26 protein-coding genes are annotated in these 25,342 nt (G+C 73.4%); 12 read left to right on the forward strand and 14 right to left on the reverse strand.

Annotation, left to right across the window (positions count from 1 at the left end; genetic code table 11):
- Positions 1 to 15 precede the first annotated feature (15 nt).
- Complete coding sequence (locus tag L6241_RS14865; RefSeq protein ID WP_191564155.1) at positions 16 to 1,053, forward strand: alcohol dehydrogenase catalytic domain-containing protein; 1,038 nt, start codon at positions 16 to 18, stop codon at positions 1,051 to 1,053.
- Here the strand turns inward: L6241_RS14865 and L6241_RS14870 are convergent.
- Together L6241_RS14870 and L6241_RS14875 are read right to left on the reverse strand one after the other, a co-directional pair.
- Positions 1,034 to 2,470, reverse strand: a complete 1,437-nt coding sequence (locus tag L6241_RS14870; protein ID WP_368246894.1) for a hypothetical protein — start codon at positions 2,468 to 2,470, stop codon at positions 1,034 to 1,036. The genes L6241_RS14865 and L6241_RS14870 overlap by 20 nt on opposite strands.
- Positions 2,467 to 3,792 carry a hypothetical protein gene (locus L6241_RS14875; protein ID WP_368246895.1) on the reverse strand — a complete coding sequence of 442 codons (1,326 nt, stop codon included), beginning with the start codon at positions 3,790 to 3,792 and terminating at the stop codon, positions 2,467 to 2,469. The genes L6241_RS14870 and L6241_RS14875 overlap by 4 nt, the downstream gene beginning before the upstream one ends.
- A 137-nt stretch (positions 3,793 to 3,929) precedes the next feature.
- Here L6241_RS14875 and L6241_RS14880 point away from each other — a divergent pair, with 137 nt between their 5' ends.
- The gene (locus L6241_RS14880; RefSeq protein ID WP_368246896.1) at positions 3,930 to 4,496 is read left to right on the forward strand and encodes an NADPH-dependent FMN reductase; all 567 of its coding nucleotides are present in this window, start codon (positions 3,930 to 3,932) and stop codon (positions 4,494 to 4,496) included.
- Positions 4,497 to 4,659: 163 nt separating this feature from the next.
- Here the strand turns inward: L6241_RS14880 and L6241_RS14885 are convergent, their stop codons facing one another.
- From L6241_RS14885 to L6241_RS14910, 6 genes are all read right to left on the reverse strand, one after another.
- Positions 4,660 to 5,982, reverse strand: a complete 1,323-nt coding sequence (locus L6241_RS14885; RefSeq protein WP_368246897.1) for an enolase C-terminal domain-like protein — start codon at positions 5,980 to 5,982, stop codon at positions 4,660 to 4,662.
- Positions 5,979 to 7,472 (reverse strand): aldehyde dehydrogenase (NADP(+)), encoded by a 1,494-nt coding sequence (locus tag L6241_RS14890; RefSeq protein ID WP_368246898.1) that lies wholly within the window; start codon positions 7,470 to 7,472, stop codon positions 5,979 to 5,981. The genes L6241_RS14885 and L6241_RS14890 overlap by 4 nt, the downstream gene beginning before the upstream one ends.
- An 11-nt stretch (positions 7,473 to 7,483) precedes the next feature.
- Positions 7,484 to 8,416, reverse strand: coding sequence for a 5-dehydro-4-deoxyglucarate dehydratase (kdgD, locus tag L6241_RS14895; protein WP_368246899.1), 933 nt, complete (start codon positions 8,414 to 8,416; stop codon positions 7,484 to 7,486).
- A 155-nt stretch (positions 8,417 to 8,571) separates the two neighbouring features.
- Positions 8,572 to 9,516, reverse strand: coding sequence for a LysR family transcriptional regulator (locus L6241_RS14900; RefSeq protein WP_368246900.1), 945 nt, complete (start codon positions 9,514 to 9,516; stop codon positions 8,572 to 8,574).
- Between the two features lie 90 nt (positions 9,517 to 9,606).
- Positions 9,607 to 9,987: a hypothetical protein gene (locus tag L6241_RS14905; protein ID WP_368246901.1), complete on the reverse strand. Its 381-nt coding sequence runs from the start codon at positions 9,985 to 9,987 to the stop codon at positions 9,607 to 9,609.
- Between the two features lie 461 nt (positions 9,988 to 10,448).
- Positions 10,449 to 11,090 (reverse strand): response regulator transcription factor, encoded by a 642-nt coding sequence (locus tag L6241_RS14910; protein ID WP_368246902.1) that lies wholly within the window; start codon positions 11,088 to 11,090, stop codon positions 10,449 to 10,451.
- Between the two features lie 180 nt (positions 11,091 to 11,270).
- Here L6241_RS14910 and L6241_RS14915 point away from each other — a divergent pair, with 180 nt between their 5' ends.
- The 5 genes from L6241_RS14915 to L6241_RS14935 all read left to right on the forward strand — a co-directional run bounded on the left by L6241_RS14915 (position 11,271) and on the right by L6241_RS14935 (position 16,202).
- Positions 11,271 to 12,272, forward strand: a complete 1,002-nt coding sequence (locus L6241_RS14915; RefSeq protein WP_123092675.1) for a tripartite tricarboxylate transporter substrate binding protein — start codon at positions 11,271 to 11,273, stop codon at positions 12,270 to 12,272.
- 81 nt (positions 12,273 to 12,353) lie between these two features.
- On the forward strand, positions 12,354 to 12,905 hold the full coding sequence (locus tag L6241_RS14920) for a tripartite tricarboxylate transporter TctB family protein (protein ID WP_368246903.1): 552 nt from the start codon (positions 12,354 to 12,356) through the stop codon (positions 12,903 to 12,905).
- Between the two features lie 12 nt (positions 12,906 to 12,917).
- Positions 12,918 to 14,444 carry a tripartite tricarboxylate transporter permease gene (locus L6241_RS14925; RefSeq protein WP_368246904.1) on the forward strand — a complete coding sequence of 509 codons (1,527 nt, stop codon included), beginning with the start codon at positions 12,918 to 12,920 and terminating at the stop codon, positions 14,442 to 14,444.
- A gap of 100 nt (positions 14,445 to 14,544) precedes the next feature.
- Entirely contained in the window at positions 14,545 to 14,940 is a 396-nt protein-coding gene (locus L6241_RS14930; protein ID WP_368246905.1) for a universal stress protein, read from the forward strand.
- Entirely contained in the window at positions 14,937 to 16,202 is a 1,266-nt protein-coding gene (locus L6241_RS14935; RefSeq protein ID WP_368246906.1) for a glucarate dehydratase family protein, read from the forward strand. The genes L6241_RS14930 and L6241_RS14935 overlap by 4 nt, the downstream gene beginning before the upstream one ends.
- Here the strand turns inward: L6241_RS14935 and L6241_RS14940 are convergent.
- Complete coding sequence (locus L6241_RS14940) at positions 16,177 to 16,875, reverse strand: FadR/GntR family transcriptional regulator (protein ID WP_201464691.1); 699 nt, start codon at positions 16,873 to 16,875, stop codon at positions 16,177 to 16,179. The two genes, L6241_RS14935 and L6241_RS14940, sit on opposite strands and share 26 nt — an antisense overlap.
- Before the next feature lie 107 nt (positions 16,876 to 16,982).
- Entirely contained in the window at positions 16,983 to 18,104 is a 1,122-nt protein-coding gene (locus tag L6241_RS14945; RefSeq protein ID WP_229300126.1) for a mandelate racemase/muconate lactonizing enzyme family protein, read from the reverse strand.
- 124 nt (positions 18,105 to 18,228) lie between these two features.
- On the opposite strand from L6241_RS14945, the gene L6241_RS14950 reads away from it, so the two are divergent.
- From L6241_RS14950 to L6241_RS14970, 5 genes are all read left to right on the forward strand, one after another.
- A complete protein-coding gene (locus L6241_RS14950) occupies positions 18,229 to 19,134 on the forward strand; it encodes an AEC family transporter (protein ID WP_368246907.1) in 906 nt (301 codons plus the stop codon).
- A gap of 36 nt (positions 19,135 to 19,170) precedes the next feature.
- A complete protein-coding gene (locus L6241_RS14955) occupies positions 19,171 to 20,415 on the forward strand; it encodes an alpha-hydroxy acid oxidase (RefSeq protein WP_368246908.1) in 1,245 nt (414 codons plus the stop codon).
- The gene (locus tag L6241_RS14960) at positions 20,412 to 21,821 is read left to right on the forward strand and encodes an FAD-binding oxidoreductase (protein ID WP_368246909.1); all 1,410 of its coding nucleotides are present in this window, start codon (positions 20,412 to 20,414) and stop codon (positions 21,819 to 21,821) included. The genes L6241_RS14955 and L6241_RS14960 overlap by 4 nt, the downstream gene beginning before the upstream one ends.
- A gap of 91 nt (positions 21,822 to 21,912) precedes the next feature.
- A complete protein-coding gene (locus L6241_RS14965) occupies positions 21,913 to 23,082 on the forward strand; it encodes an LLM class flavin-dependent oxidoreductase (protein WP_368246910.1) in 1,170 nt (389 codons plus the stop codon).
- Entirely contained in the window at positions 23,079 to 23,741 is a 663-nt protein-coding gene (locus L6241_RS14970) for an FMN reductase (RefSeq protein WP_368246912.1), read from the forward strand. The genes L6241_RS14965 and L6241_RS14970 overlap by 4 nt, the downstream gene beginning before the upstream one ends.
- 27 nt (positions 23,742 to 23,768) lie before the next feature.
- Here the strand turns inward: L6241_RS14970 and L6241_RS14975 are convergent, their stop codons facing one another.
- Genes L6241_RS14975 through L6241_RS14990 form a run of 4 tightly spaced genes read right to left on the reverse strand, consistent with a single transcriptional unit; the run spans position 23,769 to position 25,340 of the window.
- Entirely contained in the window at positions 23,769 to 24,167 is a 399-nt protein-coding gene (locus L6241_RS14975) for a YjbQ family protein (protein ID WP_229300133.1), read from the reverse strand.
- A 9-nt stretch (positions 24,168 to 24,176) separates the two neighbouring features.
- Positions 24,177 to 24,725 (reverse strand): hypothetical protein, encoded by a 549-nt coding sequence (locus L6241_RS14980; RefSeq protein ID WP_368246913.1) that lies wholly within the window; start codon positions 24,723 to 24,725, stop codon positions 24,177 to 24,179.
- Between the two features lie 55 nt (positions 24,726 to 24,780).
- Positions 24,781 to 25,080 carry a hypothetical protein gene (locus tag L6241_RS14985; RefSeq protein ID WP_123092664.1) on the reverse strand — a complete coding sequence of 100 codons (300 nt, stop codon included), beginning with the start codon at positions 25,078 to 25,080 and terminating at the stop codon, positions 24,781 to 24,783.
- A complete protein-coding gene (locus L6241_RS14990) occupies positions 25,077 to 25,340 on the reverse strand; it encodes a DUF3253 domain-containing protein (protein ID WP_123092663.1) in 264 nt (87 codons plus the stop codon). The genes L6241_RS14985 and L6241_RS14990 overlap by 4 nt, the downstream gene beginning before the upstream one ends.
- Positions 25,341 to 25,342 lie beyond the last annotated feature (2 nt).

Below are 25,342 nucleotides of genomic sequence, written 5' to 3' on the forward strand. Positions count from 1 at the left end.
GGCATCATGACGACCATGCGCGCCGTCCTCGTCACCCGCACCGGAACCCGCCCCGAGGTCACCGAGGTGCCCGACCCCGCCTGCCCGCGCGACGGCGTCGTCGTCACCGTGACGGCGACGGGCGTGTGCCGCAGCGACTGGCACGCATGGATGGGTCACGACCCGGTCGAGCTGCCCCACGTGCCCGGGCACGAGCTCGTCGGCACGATCCGAGAGGTCGGCCCCGAGGTCACCCGCTGGCAGGTGGGGGAGAGGGTCACCGCTCCCTTCGTCTGCGGATGCGGCCGGTGCCAGTGGTGCGCGCAGGGCGACGGCCAGGTCTGCCCCGACCAGACCCAGCCCGGCTTCACCGGGTGGGGCAGCTACGCCGAGCAGGTCGCCCTGCACGCCGCCGACCACAACCTCGTCGCCGTGCCCGAGGGCGTCGGCGACGTCGAGGCCGCGGCACTGGGGTGCCGCTTCGCGACCGCCTACCGCGCCGTCGCCCAGCACGGCGGGGTCGCTCCCGGCGACGAGGTCGCTGTCCACGGCGCCGGCGGGGTGGGCCTGTCCGCGCTGCTCGTCGCGCGCGCCCTGGGCGCACGCGTCACGGTCGTCGACGTCGCGCCGAGCGCGCTCGAGCTGGCGCGCACCCTCGGGGCGGACGCCGTCGTCGACGGGTCGGGCCGCACCCCCGAGGAGGTCGCGGCCGAGGTCGTCGCGGCGACCGGCGGCGGTGCCCATCTCTCCCTCGACGCCTACGGGTCCGTCCCCACCGCGCGGGCGAGCGTCCTCTCCCTTCGCCGCCGGGGGCGTCACGTCCAGGCCGGTCTGCTCCTCGGCGACCAGGCCGACGCCGCCCTGCCGATGGACCGGGTTGTCGGGTGGGAGCTGTCGGTGCACGGGACCCACGGCCTCGCGGCCGCGGACTACCCCGCGATGCTCGACCTCGTCGCCGACGGGATCGACCTCACCGCGCTCGTCGGGCGGGTCGTCGGCCTCGACGAGGCCCCGGACGCGCTCGTCGCGCTGGGCGCGGGCGCGCCCGCAGGCATCACCGTCGTCCGGCCGTGACCGACGACGGGCTCACCTCGCGCACCGAGACCACCCAGGAGTGCACCGAGTCCTCGCGGTAGCGCGACCGGCGTGAGGTCGTCGACCGGCCGTCGACCGACGCGCTCATCGCGACGAAGCCGTCGGGCGAGACGGAGCTGCCCGGCGACAGCCCGCGGTCGGTGCTCACGACGAGCTCGCCGGTGCGGGTGTCGAGCACCTGGACCTTCGTGCGCAGGCGGTTGCCGGTGAACCACGAGCTCTCCTTCGTCTCGTAGAGGACGAGGGCCCGGCCGCGCGGCTCGTTCGTGGCGATGCGCATGCCCTCCGGCACCTCGACGGTGCCGAGGTCGCGCTCGGTGAGCGCGTCGCGGACGGCGAGGGTGTCGCCCGTGCGGGTCAGCACGAGCCGGTCGTGGCTGACCGACCCGCCGTCGGGCACCTGCTGGTCCTTGCCGACCGGGGGTGCGTCGACCGTGACGAAGGTGGACCCGTCGAGCAGGCGGACCGAGTCGCCGCACTCGACGGTGAGCACCCCGTCCTCGGAGAGGCGACCCTGGGTGTCGCCCGGGTTGCCCAGCCGGGCGCCCGGGCAGGTCGTCGTCGCGACCGTGCGCCCGGTGCGCAGCGAGGTGACCTCGACGGTGTCGCCGTCGCGCCGCATCGCGCGCTCGCCCTGGACGACGACCCGGCCGGTCGTGCGGTCGGTGAGCTTCGCGACGGTCACGCCGGTGGCGAGGTCGAGGACGTCGGTGCGGGTCTGCGAGGGGTGGATCGCGACGTAGCGCTGCTCGGGCTGGGCCATCGAGCGGTAGCCCGCGACGTCGGCCTCGCAGCCCACCTCGGTGTCGTGCGTCCAGGCGACCCGCCCGTCGTCGAGCCCCACCGCCGCGACGACGGTCCGCCCGCCCGGCGCCTCCTCGTCGAGCCGCGCCCCGTCCGTCGAGAGGCAGGTCGCGAGGACGACGTGCTCGTCCGACAGCGCGACGAAGACGGCGTCCTCGCCGGCGTCGAGGCGGCGGTCGCCGAAGGCGACGAGGAGATCTCGGGCGCTCGCCTCGACGCGGGTGCCGTCTTCGCTGATGATCGTGACGTCACCGCCGAGCAGCGAGATGGCCCGCCCGTCGGAGGTGATGGCGTCGGGGCTGTCGAAGGAGGGCATCGACCACTGCCGACCGGTCGGCCCGTGGACCATGAGGACGTCCGCGTCCCCCTTCGGGGAGGTGGAGAACCACCCGCCGGGGCCCATCGTCACGAAGCGGCTCTCGCCGGACCACACGACGCCGACGGCGTCGTCGGGGCCGGTGGGGTCGTCGACCCCGGCGGCCCGCTCGGCGCGGCTCGGGCCGAGGACGCCGGCGCCGAGGAGCACGACGAGGAGGGCGACGACGGCCACCGCGACGCCGACGAGGACTCGGACCGGGCGCGCGCGGCTCATCGGGCCACCCCGACGACCCAGTGCGTCTCGTGGTCGGCGGACTCGACGAGCGCGTAGCCGTCGGGCGTGACGTCGGCGCTGAAGTCCAGGCGCCCCGTCGCGTCGGCGACGAGGTCGCCGGTCTGCAGGTCGACGAGACGCATCGACGAGGCGTGGTCGTCGCCGACCTCGGCGAGCACGAGCAGGCGGCCACCGGGCTGGTACGCGGCGACGACGGCGTCCTCGGACTGCATCGCCACCTGCTGGTCGGGCCGCTCGCCGAGCAGGTCGCGCACGTGCAGCGTCGTGCCCTCGCGGGTCAGCGCCAGCCGGCCGCGGGCGACCTCGCGGCCCTCGGAGAGGGGCTCGTTGATCCCGCCCCCGTCGTCGGGGCCCTCGACGAGCTGCTCGCCGTCCCACACCCAGGAGCGCTCCATGCACCCGGCCGAGAGCGCGCCGAGCTCGCTCACCTGACCGTCGATGCCGATGTCGTCGCCGAGCGAGGCGACCCGGCACTCCTGCTCGTCGAGCGTACGACCGGAGCGAAGGGAGATCGCCCGCACCCGGTCGCCGACGGTGACGAGCGCGTCGTCGCCGCGCACGGCGACGTCGTGGATCTCCAGGCCACGCCACCGCTGGGCGACGTCGCCGTCGGAGAGGTCGACGGCGAGGACCTCGTCCGGGGTCTCGACGAAGGTGTACCGCTGGGCGGGGACATGGCGCGCTGTGTAGGTGGCGACCTCGGGGTCGCAGGAGGCGGCGACCCGGGTGGCCCACGAGACGTCGCCGTCGTCGAGCGCGACGCCGGCGAGCACGGTGACGTCCTGGGCGGCGCCGTCGGACTCGTCGGTGAGGCAGCTGCGCACGACGGCGTGGGTCGCGCTCGCACCGACCAGCTCGAGCCGCTCGCCGGGCCACAGGTCCTCGCCGTAGGCCTGCGCGACGTCGCGCACGTCCGCGCGCTGAGTGCCGTCGGCGGTGCGGATCTCGACGGCGTCGCCGTCGAGCAGGAGCACCGTGCCGTCCTCGGTGAGCAGGTCAGGGGTCGCGCTGAGGCCCGACTCCATCTCGGGCACCTCCCACGACGCGTCGGTGCCCACCTGGCGCACGAGGTCCGGCGCCCCGCGCCGTCCCGACTCGTAGTACCACCCGCCGGGCCCGATCCGCACGAGGGCCTCGCTCGTCAGCACGACCTGGCCGGTGACCTCGGTCGTGGGGTCGAGGGCGCGCCAGGCCAGGCCCGCGGTCGCCGCGACCGCGACCCCGGCGGCGAGCACGCCGGCGACGACGAAGGGGGTCTTGCTGCGCGGGGTCGTCGGGTCGGCGATCTCGTGCGGGCTCATGGCGACATCGTCTCCCGGCCGCCGCGGCCGTCGGTACCCCACGAAACGACGGCGATTGGGACTCGGGGAATGGATCGGCTATCGTGTTAGTTGAGAGTTAAACCAATGCACGTAGCATCACCGAAGGAGAGCACCACATGAAGATCGGCATCGTCGTCGGTTCCGTCCGCGAGGGCCGCGCGGCCCGCACCGTCGCCGAGTGGGTCCAGGCCACCGCCGACCAGCGCGAGGAGGCCACCTTCGAGATCGTCGACCTCGCCGACTTCGACCTGCCGATGCTCACGTCGCCGGTCATCCCCGGCATGGCGAACCGCCAGTACGACGACGAGCGCGTCGTGCGCTTCGGCCAGGCGATCGACCAGTACGACGGCTTCGTCTTCGTCACCCCCGAGTACAACCACTCGATCCCCGGCGCCTTCAAGAACGCCTTCGACTCCCTCGCCCCCGAGTGGATGGGCAAGACGGTCGCCTTCGTCTCCTACGGCGCCGACGGCGGCATCCGCGCGGTCGAGCACTGGCGCTCCGTCGTCGCGAACTTCTCGATGCACGCCGTGCGTCAGCAGGTCGCGCTCAGCCTCTTCACCGAGCTCGGCCAGGACGGCCTGCAGCTTCAGGAGCGTCGCGCCGGCGAGCTCGACGTCCTCGTCGACCAGCTCGTCGCCGCGACCCGCGCGCTCGTCCTGCAGGACCAGCCCGTCGCCTGACCGACCCCGCCACCCCTCGAGCTACGGCGCAGTACTGGTCGCGATCGCGACCAGTACTGCGCCGTAGCGCGCGGCAGAGCGTGCGCAGTGGTGACCGGCCCCGCCGCACGACGAAGGGGGACCCCGACCGATCCGGTCGGGGTCCCCCTTCGTCGTGCTCGGCTCAGCGCACGAGGGCGGGACGCTTCGGGTCGAAGGTCCAGCCCGGCACGAGGGCCTGCATGGCGATCGCGTCGTCGCGGGCGCCGAGCGCGTGCTCCTCGTACAGGGCGTTGGCCTCGGCGAGGCGCTCGCGGTCGAGCGTCACCCCGAGGCCAGGAGCCGTCGGCACCTCGATCTGCCCGTCGCGGATCTGCAGCGGGTCGGTCGTCAGCCCCTGCCCGTCCTGCCAGATCCAGTGCGTGTCGAGCGCGGTGATCTCGCCCGGGGCGGCCGCGCCGACGTGGGTGAACATCGCCAGCGAGACGTCGAAGTGGTTGTTGCTGTGCGAGCCCCAGGTCAGCCCGAACTCATGGCACATCTGCGCGACGCGCACCGAGCCGGCCATCGTCCAGAAGTGCGGGTCCGCGAGGGGGATGTCCACGGCGTCCGTCCGGATGGCGTGCGCCATCTGGCGCCAGTCCGTCGCGATCATGTTCGTCGCCGTCCGCAGACCGGTGGCCCGCTTGAACTCCGCCATGATCTCGCGACCCGAGTAGCCCCCTTCGGCACCGCACGGGTCCTCGGCGTAGGCGAGGACGTCACCGGTGCCACCCAGCAGGCGGATCGCGTCGGCGAGCAGCCACCCGCCGTTGGGGTCGAGCGTGATCCGCGCGTCGGGGAAGCGCTCGTGCAGCGCGGTGACGGCCGCGACCTCCTCCTCGCCGGGCAGCGCGCCGCCCTTGAGCTTGAAGTCGGTGAAGCCGTACCGGGCCTGCGCGGCCTCGGCGAGACGCACGACGGCCTCGGGCGTCATCGCGACCTCGCGGCGCACCCGCTCCCAGTCGTCGGCGCCGTCCGGCTCGCGCAGGTAGGCCCCGCCCACCTCGTCGGGGTCGGCGACGTAGAAGAGGTAGCCGAGCATCGGCACGTGGGTGCGCTGCTGGCCGTCGCCGAGCAGCTCGGCGACGGGCACGCCCTGCTCCTGGCCGGAGAGGTCGAGCAGCGCGGACTCGAGCGCGGTCACCGCGTGGATCGTCGTGCGCAGGTCGAAGGTCTGCAGCCCGCGCCCACCGGAGTCCCGGTCGGCGAAGGCGGCGGCGACGTCGCGCAGCAGCGAGCGGAAACGGGCGACCGGCTGACCGACGAGCAGCTCGGAGGCGTCGAGGACGGTGCGCCGGATGGCCTCGCCACCGGGCACCTCGCCGACCCCTTCGCGACCCTGCGAGTCGGTGACGATCGCGATGTTGCGGGTGAAGTACGGGCCGTGGCAGCCGCTGAGGTTGAGCAGCGCCGAGTCGTGCCCGGCGACGGGCACGACCTCGACGCGGGCGATCGTCGTGCTCACGCCTGCAGCTCCCCGTCGACGCGCCGCAGCAGACCCCACGGGTTGTCGTCGCGCAGCGCCTCGGGCAGCACGTCGGCCGGGACGTCCTGGTAGGCCACCGGACGCTGGAAGCGCTCGATCGCCAGCGAGCCGACCGAGGTCGTGCGGCTGTCGGAGGTCGCGGGGAAGGGACCGCCGTGGACCATCGCGTGCCCGACCTCGACCCCGGTGGGCCAGCCGTTGAAGAGGATGCGTCCGACCTTGCGCTCGAGGGTCGGCAGCAGCGCGCGTGCCGCCTCGGCGTCGCCCGCGGCCGCGTGGACCGTCGCGGTGAGCTGGCCCTCGAGGTCGGCGAGCGAAGGGAGGAGACCCTCGACCGAGTCGTAGCGGATGACGACGCCGGCGGGGCCGAAGACCTCGTCGGCGACGACGGGCGAGTCGGCGGAGGCGGCCTCGGTGAGCTGCGGCGCAGGGGCGTCGGAGCCCTCACCGACGGAGCCGGTCGCGAGCACGGTCATGCCGTCGCCGGAGGACTGGCGGGCCGTGCCCTCGGCGTACGCCTGGGCGATGCCGGACGTGAGCATCTGGGTGCCGGAGGCCTGGCCGACCGCCTCGACGGCGGCGGCCACGAAGGCGTCGCCCGCCTCGCCGCGGGGCAGGAAGAGCAGGCCGGGGTTGGTGCAGAACTGGCCCGACCCGAGGGTGAGCGAGCCGACGTAGGCCTGCGCCAGCCCGGCGACGTCGCCCTCGAGCGCCCCGGGGAGCACGACGACGGGGTTGATCGAGGACATCTCGGCGTAGACCGGGATCGGCACCTCGCGCTCGGCCGCGGCGCGCACGAGGGCGAGACCGCCGCCGCGCGAGCCGGTGAAGCCGACGGCGGTGATCCGCGGGTCGCGGACGAGCTCCTGGCCGAGCTCGATCCCGTCGCCGAGGAGGAAGGAGAAGGTGCCGGCCGGCAGACCGGCGCTCGCGACGGCGCGGGAGACGGCCTTCGCGACGAGGTAGCCGGTGCGCGGGTGGGCGGGGTGGCCCTTGACGACGACCGGGCAGCCGGCGGCGAGCGCGGACGCGGTGTCGCCGCCCGCGGTCGAGAAGGCGAGCGGGAAGTTGCTCGCCCCGAAGACGGCGACCGGGCCGAGCGGGATCATCCGCTGGCGGATGTCGGCGCGCGGCAGCGGCGTGCGGTCCGGCTGGGCCGGGTCGACCCGCACGCCGAGGTGGTCACCGCGGCGCACGACGCCGGCGAACATCCGCAGCTGGCCGGTCGTGCGACCGACCTCACCGGTGATGCGGCCCTGGGGCAGGTGCGACTCCGCGACGGCGGCCTCGACGAGGGCGTCGGTGTCGGCCTCGATCTCGGCGGCCACCGCCTCGAGGAAGTCGGCGCGCTGCTGCGGGGTCGTCGCGCGGTACTGCGCGAAAGCGTCCTCGGCGGCCTGGGTGGCGGCGGCGACGTCGGCGGTGGCGCTCTCGGCGCCGGCGACGATCGAGGTGGGCTGGGCGGTCATGTGGTGTCCTCTCAGCGGGCGGTCTCGACGAGGCGGGTGCGCTCGACGAGGGTGGCGAGCTCGGCGCGCTCGTCCGGGCGCAGGTCGGTCAGCGGCGGGCGGACCGGGCCGGCGGGACGGCCGATGGCCTCGAGCCCGGCCTTGACGATCGAGACGGCGTACCCGGGGGTGCGGTCACGGATGTCGAGGTAGGGCAGGACGAACTCGCGCAGCCGACGGTAGACCGCGTCGGTGTCCTGGCGGCGCACGGCGTCGTAGAAGGCCACGGCCCACTCCGGCACGAAGTTGAAGAGGGCGGAGGAGTAGGTGCTCACGCCGAGCTGGAGCAGCGGCAGGGCGAAGGTCTCCGCGGTCGGCAGGCCGCCGATGTACATGAGGCGGTCGCCGACGGTGGCGTAGGTGCGCGTCATCTGCTCGACGTTGCCGATGCCGTCCTTGAAGCCGATGAGGGTCGGGTTGGCCTCGGCGAGACGGGCGACGGTCGGGGCGTGGAGCACGGCGTTGGCGCGCGAGTACACGACGACGCCCAGGCCGGTGGCCTCGCACACGCGGCTCACGTGCTCGTAGAGGCCGTCCTGCCCGGCCTCGGTGAGGTAGGGCGGCATGAGCAGGATGCCGTCGGCGCCGGCGTCGGCGGCCGCACGAGCCTGGGCGACGGCGTTGACGGTCGCGCCGGTGGCGGGCGCGAGGACCGGGGTGCGCCCGGCGACCTCGGAGACGGCGGCGCGCACGACGGCGTCGGTCTCGGCGAGGCTGAGGCTGAAGCCCTCGCCGGTGCCGCCGGCGGCGAAGAGACCGGCGACGGGGTGCTCGGCGAGCCAGGCGAGGTGCTGGCGGTACGCGTCGAGGTCGAGCTCGAGGTCGGGGGTGAAGTGCGTGACCGGGAAGGAGAGCAGTCCGCTCTTGAGCTGCTCGGCCAGGTCTGCGGGGCTGTAGGCGGTCACGCTGTCGTCCTTGTCGTCGTACCGGTGGGGGTTCGTCGGTCACGCTAGGAGGGGTGGACGATGCCTGTCCAAGCCCAAAGATGTATCCCGCAATACCCCCCGGGCATCGACATCGTGACGTGAGCAGGACGGGCGGGGCCCGGTACGGGGGAGAGCTACGCGCTCGGTCGGGTGTGCTCTCGACCGGCCCCGGTGGAGACGTCGCGGACGACGTCGAGCACCCGGCGCACGACCGGGCTGACCGACGAGCGGTCCCAGATCGCGTGGAGCTCGACCGGCCGCTCGGGGTCGGCGTCGAGACCGGTGCGCCCGCCGCCGTGCGCGAGCTCGGCGAAGACGACCCCGGAGACGCCGAGGGAGCGGGCCGACTTCGGCGCGAGGGTCGTGCCGCGGCCGGCGGAGACGAGGAGCAGGGCGGTGAGCACCTGGTGCACCCGCTGGTCGACGCGCGGGTGGGCGTTGGCGAAGAAGCGCACGAGGAGCTCGTGGAAGTAGCGGGACTGCCGGGGGTCGTAGGCGATGACGGGCTCGCCGTCGAAGTCCTCCGGCGTCAGCGGGCGGTCGAGCCCGGCGAGCGGGTGGCCCGTGGGGAGCACGGCCATGAGCGGCTCGCGCAGGACGACGCGCGAGCTGAGCAGACCGGTGTCGAAGGGGGGTCGCGCGAGCCCGAGGTCGAGCTCGCCGCGGCGGATGCCATCGGCCTGGGCCCCGGTGACGCGCTCGGACAGGAGCACCTCGACGTCGGGCAGCTCGGTGCTCAGCCGGCGCAGGAGCGGGCCGAGGATGGAGATGGCAGAGACGGCGGTGAAGCCCAGGCGCAGCACGCCTGCGGCGCCGGCGTCGACCCGGCGGGCGACGTCGCCGGCGCTCTCGACGACGGAGAGCAGACGGTAGGCCTCGTCGAGGAAGGCCAGGCCGGCCCCGGTCAGCTCGACGTGCCGGTTGTCGCGCTCGAGCAGGTGGGCGCCGACGGCGCGCTCGAGCTTCTGGATCTGGCGGGAGAGCGGCGGCTGCGTCATCTGCAGCCGCTGCGCCGCGCGCCCGAAGTGCAGCTCCTCGGCGACCGCGACGAAGCAGCGCACCTGGTCGAGGGTGATCACGAGGCCGAGCGTACGCGGGCGGTGGGTCGAAGACGGGGTGTCACCTCGAGGTGACGCCCCCTCGTCGAACCGGTGCTGAGCGACGGCGGCTCAGTCGTCCTGCCGGCCGCTGCGGGTCGCGACGAGCGCGCTGCCGACGACGCCGATGATGATGACCGCGACGGCGACGCTGGACCAGCCCTCGCTCGTCCAGTACACGTCCTCGAGGGTGACGAGCAGCGCGATCTCGTCGACGATCAGCGCCACGCCGACGCCCAGGGCGGCACCCATGACGGACCGGGTCCGTGCGCTGCGGTCGACGAGCCCGTAGATCGCGACGGCGACGACGACGATGGCGATGCCCCACAGGTAGTGGTGCAGGTGCACGCCGCCGACGACGACGTCACCCGTGTCCTGGTCGCCGATCTTGATGACCCCGGTGACGAGGCGCGCGAGGGCGAAGGTGAGGGTGAAGCCCACCCACGCCAGCACGAGGCCTCGTCGGGCCGGGTCGACGTGCGCCCACCGGCGGGCTCGGGCACGGGCTGCTGCAGCAGGGATGGGAGGCGTCCAGACGTCGAAGGGGTGGTGAGCCCTCACCCTCGCACTGTCTCCTGCGAGCAGCCCGGTCGCTGTCCAGCGCTGAGAAATTCTCTAGGAGTAGTAAAGCGAAAGTAAAGACGCAGTAAAGAGACGCGAGTACCGTCGTCGCATCGGCGCACCACGGCCGCTGGGGGGATGGGAGCGACGAGGGCGACGAGGGAGGGCCCAGCTCGGCGAGGTCACGCACTCGTCACGCTGTGCTCGACCCTCGCCGCTCCCACCAGCCGACCGCGGCCCGCACCTGAGCGGGACCGCCCGAAAGGGGGCCTGCGTCGACCAGGCCACCGCCGTAGCGTGGAGAGCGGCCCGCCGTGGGTGCTCCTGGCCGACCCGCGGTGGGTCCCCCGTCGTCAGGGCAGGTGGTGGCGGAAGCCGTGGTCGACGCCCCACAGCACCGCCTGGCTGCGCGAGCTGACGCCCATCGTGCGGTACGCGGCGCGGATGTAGGACTTCACCGAGTTCATGCTGAGGTAGCACGCGTGAGCGATCTGCTGGTTGCTCAGACCGGCGACGACGAGGCAGACGACGTCGGACTGCCGCCGGGTCAGGCCCTCGGCCCGGCCCGGCCACCCGTCCTCCTCGGCCCGCTCCTCGGCGATCTCGTGCTCGGGCCTCATGACGACGTTCTCGCCGGCGTCGACGCGCTCGAGGGCGTCGACGAGCCGGCCGGCGCTCGCCGACTTCGACAGCACCCCGGACAGGTGACGCTCCTGGGCGAGCAGCACGCTCCGGCTCGAGACGTCCCACGTGTAGAGCGCCGTGCGGCGCACGAGGGAGTCGTCGACCAAGCGGTCCTCGCCGCCTGCCCCGGGGGCGAAGGCGTCCCACAGGGCGATGTCGACGGGCTGCGCGACGACGAGCCGGTGGTCGGCCTCGACGAGGTCGACCCGACCCGGGTAGTCGGCGAGCATGGCCGCGACTCCCCGGGCCACCACCTCGCAGTCGTCGATCAGGGCGACCCGGATGGGGGCTTCTACGTCCGTAGGAGACATCTCCCGACGGTAGTCCCCAGGAGGGGGGCCCTGGCGAGGGCTGCGCTGCAGCCGGTCGGGTCGTCGTCCTCCCTTCGTGATGCCTTGCGTGGATCACTCCATGCTCACTTGGGCTTGGACGTGCATCGACACCCCCTCCTAGTGTCATCCCTCGTCACGCGGAACCCCTTAGGAGCAACGATGCCCACGAAGACCCCCGCCCTCGCCGCCCTCGCCGGCGCGAGCGTCCTCGCCCTCACCGCCTGCGGCGGTGTCCAGACCTCGACGGGTGGAGGCGGCGGCGACGACGCGTCCTACCCCTCCGGCACCGTCGAGATGTACGTCGGCGCCTCGGCCGGCGGGTCCTCGGACCTCATCAGCCGCGCGGTCTCGAAGGGGCTGTCCGACTCGCTCGGCGGCACCTTCGCCGTCATCAACCGCGAGGGCGCCAACGGCGCGCTCGCCGCGGCCGAGATCAAGGACGCCAAGAACGACGGCTCCGTCATCGGCATCCAGAACGCCTCGCTCTTCGCGATCACCCCGCTCGCCGTGAAGGAGTCCGAGGTGACGAGCATCGACGACGTCGAGGTCGTCGGCGGCGTCAGCCGCGACGACTACGTCCTCGTGACGAGCCCGAAGAGCGGTCTGAAGGACCTCGACGACATCAAGGGCGCGTCGAAGACGCTCACCTACGCGACGACCGGTGTCGGCACCGGGGCGCAGCTCTCCTGCGCTCTCACCTTCGAGACGGCGGGCGCGACCTCCAAGCCCGTCCCCTTCGACGGCGGCGCCCCCGCGCTCACCGCGGTCCTCGGCGGCCAGGTCGACACGGCCTGCCTGCAGATCGGCGAGGCGGTCGAGAACATCGAGTCCGGCAAGCTCACGCCGGTCACGGTCTTCGCCCCCGAGCGGATCGAGTACCTCAAGGACGTGCCCACCGCCAAGGAGCAGGGCCTCGACGTCGAGGTCTTCCAGTACCGCTTCATGACCGTCCCCAAGGGCACGCCCCAGGACGTCAAGGACACCATCGCGAAGGGGATGAAGGACACCTTCGCCACCGACGCGTACAAGAAGTTCAACGAGCAGAACAGCCTCACGCCGATGGAGGTCTCCGGCGAGGAGGTCACCACCCAGCTCGAGGCCGACAAGAAGCGCTACGCGGAGCTCGTCGAGAAGTACGACCTCGACCTGGCCAAGCAGTGATCTGACGCCTCACGGCACCCGCACCACCTGCACCATCACGCACAGCACCCGCACCACCTCGCAGGACCGAAGGAGAAGAGCATGAGCGACGAGCGCGCACCGGGCAGCCCCCGGACGGCACCGGAGGGCGACGTCCTCGCCGAGCTCGAGGCCGAGGTCGCCGAGGAGCTGGCCGAGGAGCGTCCGCCCGCGGGCGGGCCCGGCTACCAGGTGGCCGGCGCGCTCGTCGCGCTCGTCATCGGCATCGCCGGTGCGGTGCTCGCCTCAGGCTACGGGCTGGGGTCGCCCCGCGACCCCGGCCCGGGCCTGTGGCCCTTCATCATCTCGGTCGGCATCGCCGCGCTCGGTGTCCTGCTGCTCGTCTTCGGGCGCGGTCTGACCGACACCGAGGTCTTCAGCCGCTCCAGCCTGCTGCCGCTCGTCGGCCTGGCCACCTTCTTCGGCGTGGCGGTCCTGCTGCCGGTCATCGGCTTCGAGATCCCCTCGCTGCTCCTGTGCCTCGTGTGGCTGCGCTGGCTCGGCGGCGAGAGCTGGCGGACCTCGATCGCCGTCTCCGTGGGGACCGTCGCGGTCTTCTACGTCCTCTTCCTCTACGGCCTGCGCATCCCGCTGCCGCACCTCATCGCCCTCTGACAAGGAGTCGTCATGGATGTCAGCGCCTTCCTCGAGGGCTTCAGCGTCGTCGCCGAGCCCCGCAACCTCCTCTACTGCCTCATCGGTGTGCTCATCGGCATGCTCATCGGCGTCCTGCCAGGCCTCGGCCCGGCGGCGACCATCGCGATCCTCCTGCCGATCGTCTACGGCACCGACCCGGTCTCGGCGATCATCATGCTCGCCGGCATCTTCTACGGCGCCCAGTACGGCGGCACGATCACCTCGGTGCTGCTCCGTCTGCCAGGAGAGGCGTCATCGGTCGTCACCGTCTTCGACGGCTTCGCCCTGGCCAAGCAGGGCAAGGCGGGCACCGCGCTCGGCATCGCGGCGATCGGCTCCTTCATCGGCGCCACCGTGTCGATCATCGGCCTGAGCCTGCTCGCCCCGGTCATCGCCGGCTACGCCCTCGACTTCGGCCCGCCCGAGATGGCCGCCCTCGCCCTGCTCGGCGTGCTCCTCGTCTCGACCATCGGCAGCGGCCACATGCTCAAGGCGCTCATCGCCGCCGGCATCGGCATGCTCCTCGCGACGGTCGGCCGCGACAGCTTCAGCGGCGCCGAGCGCTTCACCTTCGGCAGCCTGCAGCTCTCCGACGGCATCGACTTCGTCGTCGTCGCCATGGGCCTCTTCGGCGTCGGCGAGATCCTCTACAACCTCGAGGAGCGCCACGGCAAGGTCCACGCCCCGGCGAAGGTGGGCAACGTCTGGCCCTCGCGCGCCGACCTCAAGGAGTCCTCGGGCGCCATCGCCCGCGGGTCCGGCATCGGCTTCCTCCTCGGCGTCCTGCCCGGTGGTGGCGCGGTGATGTCCTCGCTCGCCGCCTACGCGACGGAGAAGCGGATCAGCAAGACGCCCGAGCGCTTCGGCCGCGGTGCCATCCAGGGCGTCGCCGCCCCCGAGACGGCCAACAACGCCGCCGCGACCTCGTCCTTCATCCCGCTGCTCACCCTCGGCATCCCGGCCAACGCCTCGATGGCCATCCTCTTCGGCGCGCTGCTCATCCTCGGCGTCACGCCCGGCCCGCAGCTCGTCGACGAGCGCCCCGACCTCTTCTGGGGCGCCATCAACTCGATGTACGTCGGCAACCTCATCCTGCTGCTCCTCAGCATCCCGCTCGTCGGCATCTTCGTGCGGATCCTGCGGGTGCGCCCGGCGATCCTCGCCCCGATCACCGTGCTCATCACGGTCCTCGGGGTCTACACGATCAACAACAGCGTCTTCGACATCTACGTGATGATCATCTTCGGCGTCATCGGCTACCTCATGAAGAAGCTCGGCTTCGAGCCCGGGCCGCTCGTCCTCGCCTTCGTCCTCGGCGGTCTCGTCGAGGCGAACATCCGGCGCTCGCTCATCATCTTCGAGGGCGACCCGACCGGCTTCGTCACGCGCCCGATCTCCGGCACGATCCTGCTCGTCCTCGTGCTCGTCGCCGCCTGGCCGATCGTCAGCGGCGTCCGCAAGCGCCGCCGCGCCGCGGCGGTCGCCGACCAGCCGGACCGCGAGGACCTGCGGGTCTGACCCCCGTGCCCATCTGACCCCGTGCCCATCTGACCCCGTGCCCATCTGACCCCGTGCCCATCCCGCACCGCACCCCCGCACGAACCCCAAGGAGAGACCCGTGAGCATCCTCGTCGGTTACGTCCCCACCCCCGAGGGCGAGGCCGCGCTGGCCCGCGGCCTCGAGATGGCGGCGGCCCTCCAGCAGGACGTCGTCGTCGTCAACAGCCCGCGGCGCGGCAGCACCGTCGACGCCGAGATGGTCGACGACGAGGCCCGCGAGCGGATCCTCGGCGCCGCCCGCGCGGCGGGCGTCGAGGCCACCGTCGAGCAGCCGCTGCACGGCTCCGACATCGTCGACACCTTCGAGGGGCTCGTCGCGAGCACCGGCGCGAGCATGGTCGTCATCGGTCTGCGTCGCCGCAGCCCTGTCGGCAAGCTCGTCCTCGGCAGCGACGCCGAGCGCCTGCTCCTCGGTCTCGACGTCCCCGTCCTCGCCGTGAAGCCGACCGCATGAGCAGCGCCAAGATCTCCCGCGTCGTCGTCACCCCGCTCGCCTTCGCCGACCCGCCCCTGCTCAACGTCGTCGGCGTCCACCAGCCGTGGGCGCTGCGTGCGGTCGTCGAGGTGCACACCGACGACGGGGTGCTCGGGCTCGGCGAGACCTACGGCGACGAGACCCACCTCGCCCGGCTCGAGGCGGTCGCCGCCCGGATGCCCGGCACCGACCCCTACGACCTCAACGGACTGCGCCGGCTCGTCGCCGAGGTGCTCGCGACGGGCGACGGCGGCGCGGGCGCGAGCTTCGGCGGGATGCTCGACGTCGACTCCGCGTCGGACACCGTCTTCTCCCCCTTCGAGGTCGCCTGCCTCGACATCCAGGGCCACCGCGCCGGGGTGCCCGTGAGCGACCTGCTCGGCGGCGCCGTGCGCGACGAGGTGCCCTTCTCCGGCTACCTCTTCTACAAGTGGGCCGGTCACCCCGGCGCGCCCGACGACGAGTGGGGCGAGGCGCTCACCCCCGACCAGGTCGTCGCCCAGGCCCGCCGGCTCGTCGACGGCTGGGGCTTCGGCTCGCTCAAGCTCAAGGGCGGCGTCTTCCCGCCCGATCAGGAGTGCGCGGCGATCGAGGCGCTGCGCGAGGCCTTCCCCGACATGCCGCTGCGGCTCGACCCCAACGGCGCGTGGACCGTCCCCACCTCGATCGAGGTCGCCCGCCGGCTCGACGGGGTCCTCGAGTACCTCGAGGACCCGACGCCCGGGATCGAGGGGATGGCCGCCGTCGCGGCGCAGAGCCCGCTGCCCCTCGCGACGAACATGTGCGTCATCGCCATGGAGCACCTGCCGCCGGCGATCGCGCAGGACGCGGTCCAGGTCGTCCTGTCCGACCACCACCTGTGGGGCGGTCTGCGCCGCTCGGCCCTGCTCGGCGGCATCGCCGACACATGGGGTCTCGGCCTGTCGATGCACTCGAACAGCCACCTCGGGGTCAGCCTGGCCGCGATGGTCCACCTCGCCGCCGCGACGCCGAACCTCACGTACGCGTGCGACACCCACTACCCGTGGAAGACGCAGGATGTCGTCGAGCCCGGCGTGCTCGACTTCGTCGACGGGTCGGTGAAGGTCCCGACGACCCCCGGCCTCGGCGTGACGCTCGACCGCGACGCGCTCGGCCTGCTCCACGAGCAGTACCTCGAGTGCGGGGTGCGGCGTCGCGAGGACACCGTCTACATGCGCTCGATCGAGCCGGGCTTCAGCCCGCGGACGGCGAGCTGGTAGACCCCACCCGACGCCGGCTGCTGCCGAGGTGCACGCGCATCGCGGCCCGGGCTGTGTCGGCGTCACCCGCGAGCACGGCGTCGGCGATGGCGTCGTGCTCGCGCTGCACCCGCTCGACGTGCGTCGCGTCGGTCATCGAGTACGGCTCGCCGAGCTGGGTGCGCGGCAGCATGATCATCATCGGCCCGAGCGACTCGACGAGCTCGAGGTAGAAGCGGTTGCCGGTCGCGGCCGCGACCGCCCGGTGGAAGTCGAAGTCGGCGCTCACCGCCCCTTCGTGCCCCTGCCGCCCGAAGTCCTCCGTCGCCGCGCGGATGGCCCGCTCGTCGGCGGGGGTGCGGTGGTGCGCCGCGAGCGCGGCGGCCTCGCTCTCGACGCCGATGCGGAAGTCGAGCATCGCCAGGACGTCGTCGTGGGTGCGTATCCGGGTCGACTCGGCGGCGAAGGGGGAGGGCTCGGGCAGCGCGAGGACGAAGGACCCGCGCCCGTGGAAGGTCTCGACGAGACCCTCGCTGCGCAGCCGGGTCACCGCCTCGCGCACGACGGTCCGCGAGACGCCGTACTGCTCGACGAGCTGGGGCTCCGAGGGCAGCTTCGCCCCGGGGGGCAGGTCGCCCCGCAGGATCGCCTCCTTGAGCCCGGTGACCACGGCATGCGCGAGGGTCGTCGTCATGCGGGCATCATGCCCGCACGACGACGACAGGGCTGGTCGAGGTGCGACGGGCCCTGGCCCCGAGCCTCGAGACCACCCGACCGCACCTCGACCGTTCACGCCGTCGCTCACGCGGCACCGATGGTGACGGTGTCCTTCGTCAGCTGGCGCATCCGCTCGCTGAGGGTGAAGCCCAGGCCCGGGCGGTCCGGTACCCACATCTGGCCGTCGCGGATCTCGATGCGCTCCTCGAAGAGCGGGTTGAGCCACTCGAAGTGCTCGACCCACGGTTCGGTCGGGTAGGCCGCGGCGAGGTGGAGGTGGATCTCCATCGCGTAGTGCGGCGCGAGGGCGAGCCCGGCGTGCGAGGCGAGGGTCGCGAAGCGCAGGAAGGGCGTGATGCCGCCGATGCGCGGGGCGTCGGGCTGGACGATGCCGCGGTAGCCGGCGTCGATCAGCGCCATGTGCTCGGGCACGGAGGTGAGCATCTCGCCGGTGGCGATGGGGGTGTCAAAGGTGCGCGAGAGGTCGGCGTGGCCGACGGCGTCCCACGCGTCGAGCGGCTCCTCGATCCACACGAGGTCGAAGGCCTCGAGCTCGCGGCACATGCGGCGGGCGCGGTCGCGGTCCCACTGCTGGTTCGCGTCGACCATGAAGGGGGTGTCGCCGAGGTGCTCGCGCAGGGCGGCGACGCGACGCAGGTCCTCGCGCCAGTCGGGCTGGCCGACCTTGATCTTGATGCCGCCGATGCCGGCCTCGAGCGAGGCGCTCGCCTTCTCCTTGATCTCCTCGACGGAGGCCTGGAGGAAGCCGCCGGAGGTGTTGTAGACGCGGCACGAGTCGCGGTAGGCGCCGAGGAGCTTGGCCAGGGGCAGGTCGGCGCGCCGGGCCTTGAGGTCCCACAGCGCGACGTCGAGGGCGGCGACGGCCTGGGTCGCGACGCCGGAGCGGCCGACGGAGGCCCCGGCCCACATGAGGGACTGGTAGATGCGGTCGATGTCGGCCGGGTCCTGCCCGATGGCGACCTCGGCGACCTCGCGTAGGTGGGCGTACTGCGCCGGACCGCCGGCGCGCTTGGAGTAGCTGAAGCCCATGCCGCGGTGGCCCTGCTCGGTCGTCACCTCGACGAAGAGCAGGACGGTCTCGGTGAGCGGCTTCTGCCGGCCGGTGAGGACCTTCGCATCGCTCACGGGCGTCTCGAGCGGGAGCACGACGTGCGACAGGGTCAGGGAGCGGATCGCGTCGGCCATGGGGGTCCTCCGGGTGGTTGTGTGGGGCGGGGCGGACGGCGGGCATGAGACGACCCGCCAACTCATGCGATGAGTATGGAGGTTGTATGATGAGTTGTCCAGACCGTCGAAGGGAGGTCCACCCGTGATCGTGGGATTCGCGACGATCCTCTTCGTCATCGCCGTGGGCGCCGGGCTGGCGCACGTCGGGGTCGTCGACGACCGGATGATCGTCACGCTCGGCGAGGTCGCGTTCTTCGCGGCGATGCCGGCGCTGCTCGTCGTCACCGTCTCGCGGATCGACCTCGTCGGGGCGGGGGTCAACGTCGTCGCGTCGGCGAGCGCCCTCGCCGTCAACCTCGTGCTCTACGCGCTCGTCGCACGGCTGGCCTGGCGCCGGCCGGCGGGCGAGGTCGTCATCGGCTCGCTCGTCTCCGGCTACGTCAACGCCGGCAACCTCGGCATCGCCATCGCCGCCTTCGTCGTCGGCGACGTCGGCGTCGTCGTGCCCACCCTGCTCCTCCAGCTGCTCGTCGTGCAGCCGATCGCCCTCGTCGTGCTCGACCGGCTCCGCGGCGGGGCCGCGGGCGCTGCCGCCGCGCTGCGCCGGGTCGCGACGAACCCGCTGACCGTCGCCGCCGTCATCGGCTCGGTCATCGCGATCGCGGGCTGGCCGCTGCCCGAGGTCGTCGAGGCGCCGCTGTCGCTGCTCGGCGGCGCGGCCATCCCGCTCATGCTCCTCAGCTACGGCGCCGCGCTGCGGCTCTCGCCCCCGGTCGGCCGCTCCGGTCACACGGCCGAGGTCGCCCTGGCCTCGGGTCTCAAGCTCGCCGTCATGCCCGTCGTCGCGTGGGCGGTCGCCTCCGCGCTGGGTCTCGAGGGCCCGGCGCTGCTCGGCGTCGTCCTCACCGCCGCGCTGCCGAGCGCGCAGAACATCTTCCTGCACGCGACGCGCTACCGCGTCGGGCAGGACGTCGCCCGCGAGACCATCCTCGTGACCACCGTCGCCGCCCTGCCGGTGGCGCTCGTCGTCGCCGCGGTCCTCGGATGACGCACCCCCGTCCCCGCACCTGACGAGAGGTCGACCATGTCCGCTGCCCTCACTCCGCGCCCGGCCCGACGCGTGCCCCGATGGGCCGACGTCGAGCCCTTCCTCCACCTACGACGGCCCGCCGCCGACGCGGTGTCGCGGCGTCTCGCCCGGGCGGTGAGCATCGACGACGTCGAGGCGATGGCCCGGCGGCGGGTGCCGGGCGCGGTGTGGGACTACGTGCACTCCGGCTCCGACGCCGAGATCGCGATGGCGCGCAACAGGGCGGCCTTCGAGCGCGTCGAGCTGCGGCCCACGGTCTTCGGCGCGGTCGCGACCCCCGATCTCACGACGACGATGCTCGGTCGGCCCGCGGCCTCCCCCTTCGTCCTCGCGCCGACCGGGTACACCCGGCTCAGTCACCACACGGGGGAGTGCGCGGTGGCCGCGGCGGCCGCCGACGCGGGGGTGCCCTACACGCTGTCGACGTACGCGACGACCTCGATCCCCGATCTGGCGGCCGCGGCGCCAGGCGGGCGCAACTGGTACCAGCTCTACCTCATGCGCGACCGCGGGGTGAGCCTGGCGCACCTCGAGCAGGCCCGCGAGCACGGGTACGAGGCGGTCATGCTCACCGTCGACACGGTCGTCACGGGCATGAAGCGCAAGGACAAGCGCAACGGCTTCGCCATCTCGCCCGAGCTGACCCCGCGCACGCTCGCGGGGCTGGCCCGTCACCCGGGGTGGGTCGGCGGCATCCTGACGAGCGAGCCGCTGCGCTTCGCGACCTTCCCCGAGGGGTCCGAGCACGCGCGGTGGGGGGTGTCGAACGCGCTGCGAGAGCAGGCGATCCGCCCCGAGGACGTCGCCTGGGTCAAGGAGCGCTCCGGCCTGCCGGTGGTCGTCAAGGGCGTGCTCACGACGCAGGACGCACGCGTCGCCGTCGACGCCGGTGCCGACGCCGTCGTGCTCTCCAACCACGGCGGGCGCCAGCTCGACCGGGCGCCCGTGCCGCTCGAGCTGCTGCCGGCGGTCGTCGACGCGCTCGGCGACCGCACCGAGGTCTACGTCGACTCCGGGGTCCGCTCCGGCGGTGACGCCGCGGCGGCGCTCGCGATGGGCGCTCGCGGCGTGCTCGTCGGCCGGCCGTATCTCTACGGCCTCATGCTCGGCGGCCGTCGTGGGGTCGACGCGGTGCTCGAGATCCTGCGCTCCGAGCTCGAGCGCACGATGTGCCTGCTCGGGGTGCCCGACGTGGCCTCGTTCGGCCCGCAGCACGTCCGGCTCCGGGGGGACTCGTGAGCGCGGGGCTCGTCGCGGAGCTGCGCGAGGTGCTGGGCAACCGGGGGCTGCTCGCCGACGGCGACGACCTCGAGCCCTACCTGCGCGACTGGACCGGCACGGTCGGCGGCTCGGCGCTCGCGGTCGCGCGGCCGGCGAGCACCGCCGAGGTGGCCGAGGTCGTGCGGCTGTGCACGGCCGAGGGCGTCGCCGTCGTGCCCCAGGGCGGGCACACCGGGCTCAACGGCGGGGCGACACCGCGGCACGACGGCCCCTCGGTCGTCCTCTCGCTCACCCGGATGCGTCGTATCCGCGACGTCGACCCCGTCTCGGACACGGTGACCGTCGAGGCCGGTGTCGTCCTCGCCGACCTGCAGGAGGCGGCGAAGGGGGTGGGTCGGCTCTTCCCCGTCTCGCTCGGCTCCGAGGGCTCGGCGACCGTCGGGGGCATCGTCTCGACGAATGCCGGCGGCACCGCGGTGCTGCGCTACGGCATGACCCGTGAGCTCGTGCTCGGCCTCGAGGTGGTCCTGCCCGACGGCCGCGTGTGGCACGGGCTCCGCGCGCTGCGCAAGGACAACACCGGCTACGACCTCACCCAGCTCTTCGTCGGGGCCGAGGGCACGCTCGGGGTCGTCACGGCGGCCGTGCTGCGTCTGCTGCCGGCCACCCCACGGCGGGCGACGGCACTTGTCGCGCTGCCCGACGTCGGGTCGGCCGTCGCCCTGCTCGGTCGGCTGCGCGAGCACGCCGCGGAGAGCCTCACGACGTGGGAGCTCGTCGGGCGCCAGGCCCTCGACCTCGTCCTCGCCCACGTGCCCGGCGCGCGGGACCCCTTCGCCCAGGTGCACCCCTGGTACGGGCTCGTCGAGCTCGCGGGGGTCGACCAGGGCGCGCTCGACGCGCAGCTCGAGGGCGCGCTCGGCGCGGCCGTCGAGGAGGGTCTCGTCGCGGACGCAGTCGTCGCGACAGGGTCCGCGCAGCGCGCCGCGCTGTGGGTCCTGCGCGACGGGGTGTCCGAGGCCCAGCGGGTCGAGGGGCCGTCGGTCAAGCACGACGTCACCCTCCCGATCGCCGGTCTCGCCGATGCCGTGGCCGCGCTCGCGCCGAGGCTCGACGCGGTCCTGCCCGGGGTCCGTCTCGTCACCTACGGGCACGTCGGCGACGGCAACCTCCACCACAACCTCACCGCGCCCGTCGGGCAGGAGGACGCGCTGCGCGCCGCCGCGCCCGAGCTGACGGCGGCGGTCTACGACGAGGTGACCGCGCGCGGCGGGTCGATCAGCGCCGAGCACGGTCTGGGGCGCACGAAGGTCGGCGCGCACCAGCAGCGCACGTCCAAGGTCGAGCTCGACCTCATGCGCGCGGTGAAGTTTGCCCTCGACCCCGCCGGCCTGATGAACCCCGGCGCCGTCCTCCCGGGGTAGGGGCCCGACCCCCGAGGCGCCGCGCCGGAGGGAATGGCCAAGCCGGGGGCGTCGTTGCTATGGTTGAAACGTCAATCAAAGGAAGCGCATCATGCAGTTCGGCATCTTCTCCGTCGGCGACGTCACGACCGACCCCACGACCGGCACCGCCCCGAGCGAGGCCGAGCGCATCGACGCGATGCTCCAGATCGCGCTCAAGGCGGAGGAGGTCGGTCTCGACGTCTTCGCGACCGGCGAGCACCACAACCCTCCCTTCGTGCCCTCCTCGCCGACGACGATGCTCGGCTGGATCGCCGCGAGGACCGAGCGCCTCAAGCTCTCGACCGCGACGACGCTCATCACGACGAACGACCCGGTGAAGATCGCCGAGGACTACGCGATGCTGCAGCACCTCAGCGGGGGTCGCGTCGACCTCATGATGGGTCGCGGCAACACCGGCCCGGTGTACCCGTGGTTCGGCAAGGACATCCGCGACGGCATCCCGCTCGCGATCGAGAGCTACCACCTGCTGCGCCTGCTGTGGCGCGAGCGCGACGTCAGCTGGCAGGGCCGCTACCGCACGCCGTTGCAGGGCTACACCTCGACGCCCTTCCCGCTCGACGAGGTCGCCCCCTTCGTCTGGCACGGGTCGATCCGCTCGACCGAGATCGCCGAGCAGGCCGCCTTCTACGGCGACGGCTTCTTCCACAACAACATCTTCTGGGACCTCGGGCACACCGCGCAGATGGTCGACCTCTACCGCCGGCGCTTCGAGCACTACGGGCACGGCGCCGCCGACCAGGCGGTCGTCGGGCTCGGCGGGCAGGCCTTCATGGCTGCCACGGAGGCCGAGGCCAAGCGCGTCTTCCGGCCCTACTTCGACAACGCCCCCGTCTACGGGCACGGCCCGAGCCTCGAGGACTTCACCCGGCAGACCCCGCTCACCGTCGGCACCCCGGAGATGGTCATCGAGCGCACCCTCGGCTTCGCCGACCACGTGGGCGACTACCAGCGCCAGCTCTTCCTCATGGACCACGCGGGGCTGCCGCTGCCGATGGTCCTCGAGCAGGTCGAGATGCTCGGCACCGAGGTCGTGCCGACGCTGCGCGCCGAGTTCGAGCGCCGTCGTCCGGCGCACGTGCCGAGCGACCCGCCCACCCATGCCTCGCTCGTCGCGGCCGGTCCCGGCAGCCCGCACCGCCAGGTCATCAGCAGCCCCGTCGCCCGGGCCGAGCAGGAGCGTGCGCGCGAGCAGGCGCAGGCCGAGGCGGTCGCCCGATGAGCCGCCGCGTCGTCGTCCTCACCGCCGGTCTCTCCCAGCCCTCGAGCACCCGGCTGCTCGCCGACCAGGTCGCCGACGCCGTGCGAGCGGCCGTCGGCGGCCGGGGCGAGAGCGTCGAGGTCGAGACGATCGAGCTGCGCGAGCTGGCCGTCGAGATGGCGCAGACGATGGTGTCGGGCAACCGCCCGACGCCCGGTGTCGTCGCCGCCCAGGCTCAGGTCGCCGCGGCCGACGGGCTCGTCGCGGTGACCCCGGTCTTCGCCGCGAGCTACTCCGGCCTCTTCAAGACCTTCGTCGACCTGCTTGACCCCAAGGCCCTCGACGGGATGCCGGTCCTGCTCGCCGCGACCGCGGGCACCCCACGGCACTCGCTCGTCCTCGAGCACGCGATGCGCCCGCTCTTCGCCTACCTGCGCGCGGTCGTCGTGCCGACCGGCGTCTTCGCGGCGACCGACGACTTCGGCGGGGGCGAGGGCGGGTCGGACCTGCAGCGACGCATCCAGCGCGCCGCCGGGGAGCTCGCGGCGCTCGTCGTCGCGGAGCCGACGGCAGTCGAGGGCTTCGCGCCGACGACGCGCGACGCCCGCCCGAAGGCCTTCGGGCTCACCCCGTCGGCGAGCTTCGCCGACCTGCTCCGCGGGCACGACGGCTCCACCTGACCGGTCGTCGTCGCGGCGACCGGGGGGTCAGCCCTCGAGCTGGCTCAGCCGCACCGTGCGCACGGCGTTGTCGACGTTGAGGTCGACGAGGCAGATCGACTGCCATGTCCCGAGCGCGAGCCGCCCGTCGAGCACGGGCACGCTCGCGTACGGCGGGATGATCGCCGGCATGACGTGCGAGCGACCGTGCCCACGGCTGCCGTGCGCGTGCTGCCACCTCTCGTCGGCGGGCAGCAGGTCGCGCAGCGCGGCGAGCAGGTCGTCGTCGCTGCCGGCGCCGGTCTCGATGATCGCGATGCCGGCCGTCGCGTGCGGGACGAAGACATGGAGCAGCCCGTCGCCCTCGACGAAGCGCTCGCAGTCGGCCGTGATGTCGAGGACGACCTCGTCGCCGCCGGTGCGGTACTCGCGGGTCTGCGACCTCATCGCCGCGCCTCAGCGCCGCCGGTCGAGCAGGCCGGCCAGACCGCGCTGCTGCTCGCCGAGATAGGCGTCGAGCACGAGGAGCGCGCCGGTCGCCGCGGGCGTCGCCCACTGGAGCCAGGCGAGCTGTCGCTCGGCGGTGCGCGCCTGCTCCTGCCGACCGCTCGGGGTGGCGGCGATCTCCCCCTTCGCGTCGGTGTCGCTGCCGCGCAGCTGGCCGAGCCGCTCGCCGAAGACGTAGGCGCCCGCGGTGCTCGCCAGCGCGGCCCCGGTGAGGACGGTCTTGACGACGACGGCCTCGCGGGTGGGGCGGTGGCGCATCGTGCGGTTCTTGTTGTCGGCGAGGATGCCCAGACCGCTCAGCAGGTGCAGCCCGATCGCCGCGCCCTGCACGGGACCCCAGCGCTCCCACCCCTCGCCGGACACGTCGACCTGCTCACGGGTGCTGCCGGCGCGACGGGCGGCGGGGTTGAGCCCGACCGCGCCGAAGAGAGAGCCGCCGAACCACGCGGCGTTGGTGACGAGGTGGGTCGCGCGGATCGCGGTGCTCAGGGTGCTCATCGCCCGACCGTACCGAGCGCGACCGGTGCGAAGGGGGCGCAGCCGGGTGGTCGGATCAGGTCGGGTCGTCGTCCGTGCGCAGGGTCTGCAGGGCCTGCTCGTAGCGCTGCCGACGCGCGTCGTCGTCCTGCTCCCACCACGGGGTGCCGCGCTCGCCGAGCCCGTGCTTCGCGGCGCTCACCCGGGCGCGGTACGGCGCGGGGTCGGTGCCCTCGCGGCCGGCCCGCCCGATGGCGGAGCGGGCGCGCCCGAGGTGCGAGCGCAGCTCCTCGGCGACCTCGCTCGGCAGGTGGGGGTCCTCGCGGCGCCAGCGGCGGCCGTCGACGACGAAGAAGTGCTCGTCGGGCTCGCTCATCGCGCGGCTCGTGAGGTGCGTACGCGGATCGGGCCGCGGGCGGTGCGCGCGTCGACGACCTCGCCGCCCTGGGTCGCCTCGACCTCACCGGCGTCGGCGAGCCGGGCGACGACGTCGCGGGCCGGCTGCATGAGGTCGCGCCAGTCGTCGCCGCCGACCTGCCGGGCGGCCTCGCTCGGGCAGATGGTCGCCTCCACCGAGCGCGCCCCGAGGAGCTCGCGGATCGCGGCCTCGAGCTGCTCCGGCGTGGCCTGGCTCATCT

This window comes from Janibacter sp. Y6, from assembly GCF_040900765.1.
Lineage (GTDB): Bacteria > Actinomycetota > Actinomycetes > Actinomycetales > Dermatophilaceae > Marihabitans > Marihabitans melonis.

What these genes read in the sequence shown, in the direction of transcription:
- L6241_RS14865 (WP_191564155.1), top strand. Translation starts at nt 16, where the DNA reads ATGCGCGCCGTCCTCGTCACCCGCACCGGAACCCGCCCCGAGGTCACC.
- L6241_RS14870 (WP_368246894.1), bottom strand. Translation starts at nt 2,470, where the DNA reads ATGAGCCGCGCGCGCCCGGTCCGAGTCCTCGTCGGCGTCGCGGTGGCC.
- L6241_RS14875 (WP_368246895.1), bottom strand. Translation starts at nt 3,792, where the DNA reads ATGAGCCCGCACGAGATCGCCGACCCGACGACCCCGCGCAGCAAGACC.
- L6241_RS14880 (WP_368246896.1), top strand. Translation starts at nt 3,930, where the DNA reads ATGAAGATCGGCATCGTCGTCGGTTCCGTCCGCGAGGGCCGCGCGGCC.
- L6241_RS14890 (WP_368246898.1), bottom strand. Translation starts at nt 7,472, where the DNA reads ATGACCGCCCAGCCCACCTCGATCGTCGCCGGCGCCGAGAGCGCCACC.
- L6241_RS14910 (WP_368246902.1), bottom strand. Translation starts at nt 11,090, where the DNA reads ATGTCTCCTACGGACGTAGAAGCCCCCATCCGGGTCGCCCTGATCGAC.
- L6241_RS14915 (WP_123092675.1), top strand. Translation starts at nt 11,271, where the DNA reads ATGCCCACGAAGACCCCCGCCCTCGCCGCCCTCGCCGGCGCGAGCGTC.
- L6241_RS14920 (WP_368246903.1), top strand. Translation starts at nt 12,354, where the DNA reads ATGAGCGACGAGCGCGCACCGGGCAGCCCCCGGACGGCACCGGAGGGC.
- L6241_RS14925 (WP_368246904.1), top strand. Translation starts at nt 12,918, where the DNA reads ATGGATGTCAGCGCCTTCCTCGAGGGCTTCAGCGTCGTCGCCGAGCCC.
- L6241_RS14935 (WP_368246906.1), top strand. Translation starts at nt 14,937, where the DNA reads ATGAGCAGCGCCAAGATCTCCCGCGTCGTCGTCACCCCGCTCGCCTTC.
- L6241_RS14940 (WP_201464691.1), bottom strand. Translation starts at nt 16,875, where the DNA reads ATGACGACGACCCTCGCGCATGCCGTGGTCACCGGGCTCAAGGAGGCG.
- L6241_RS14945 (WP_229300126.1), bottom strand. Translation starts at nt 18,104, where the DNA reads ATGGCCGACGCGATCCGCTCCCTGACCCTGTCGCACGTCGTGCTCCCG.
- L6241_RS14955 (WP_368246908.1), top strand. Translation starts at nt 19,171, where the DNA reads ATGTCCGCTGCCCTCACTCCGCGCCCGGCCCGACGCGTGCCCCGATGG.
- L6241_RS14965 (WP_368246910.1), top strand. Translation starts at nt 21,913, where the DNA reads ATGCAGTTCGGCATCTTCTCCGTCGGCGACGTCACGACCGACCCCACG.
- L6241_RS14970 (WP_368246912.1), top strand. Translation starts at nt 23,079, where the DNA reads ATGAGCCGCCGCGTCGTCGTCCTCACCGCCGGTCTCTCCCAGCCCTCG.
- L6241_RS14975 (WP_229300133.1), bottom strand. Translation starts at nt 24,167, where the DNA reads ATGAGGTCGCAGACCCGCGAGTACCGCACCGGCGGCGACGAGGTCGTC.
- L6241_RS14980 (WP_368246913.1), bottom strand. Translation starts at nt 24,725, where the DNA reads ATGAGCACCCTGAGCACCGCGATCCGCGCGACCCACCTCGTCACCAAC.
- L6241_RS14985 (WP_123092664.1), bottom strand. Translation starts at nt 25,080, where the DNA reads ATGAGCGAGCCCGACGAGCACTTCTTCGTCGTCGACGGCCGCCGCTGG.
- L6241_RS14990 (WP_123092663.1), bottom strand. Translation starts at nt 25,340, where the DNA reads ATGAGCCAGGCCACGCCGGAGCAGCTCGAGGCCGCGATCCGCGAGCTC.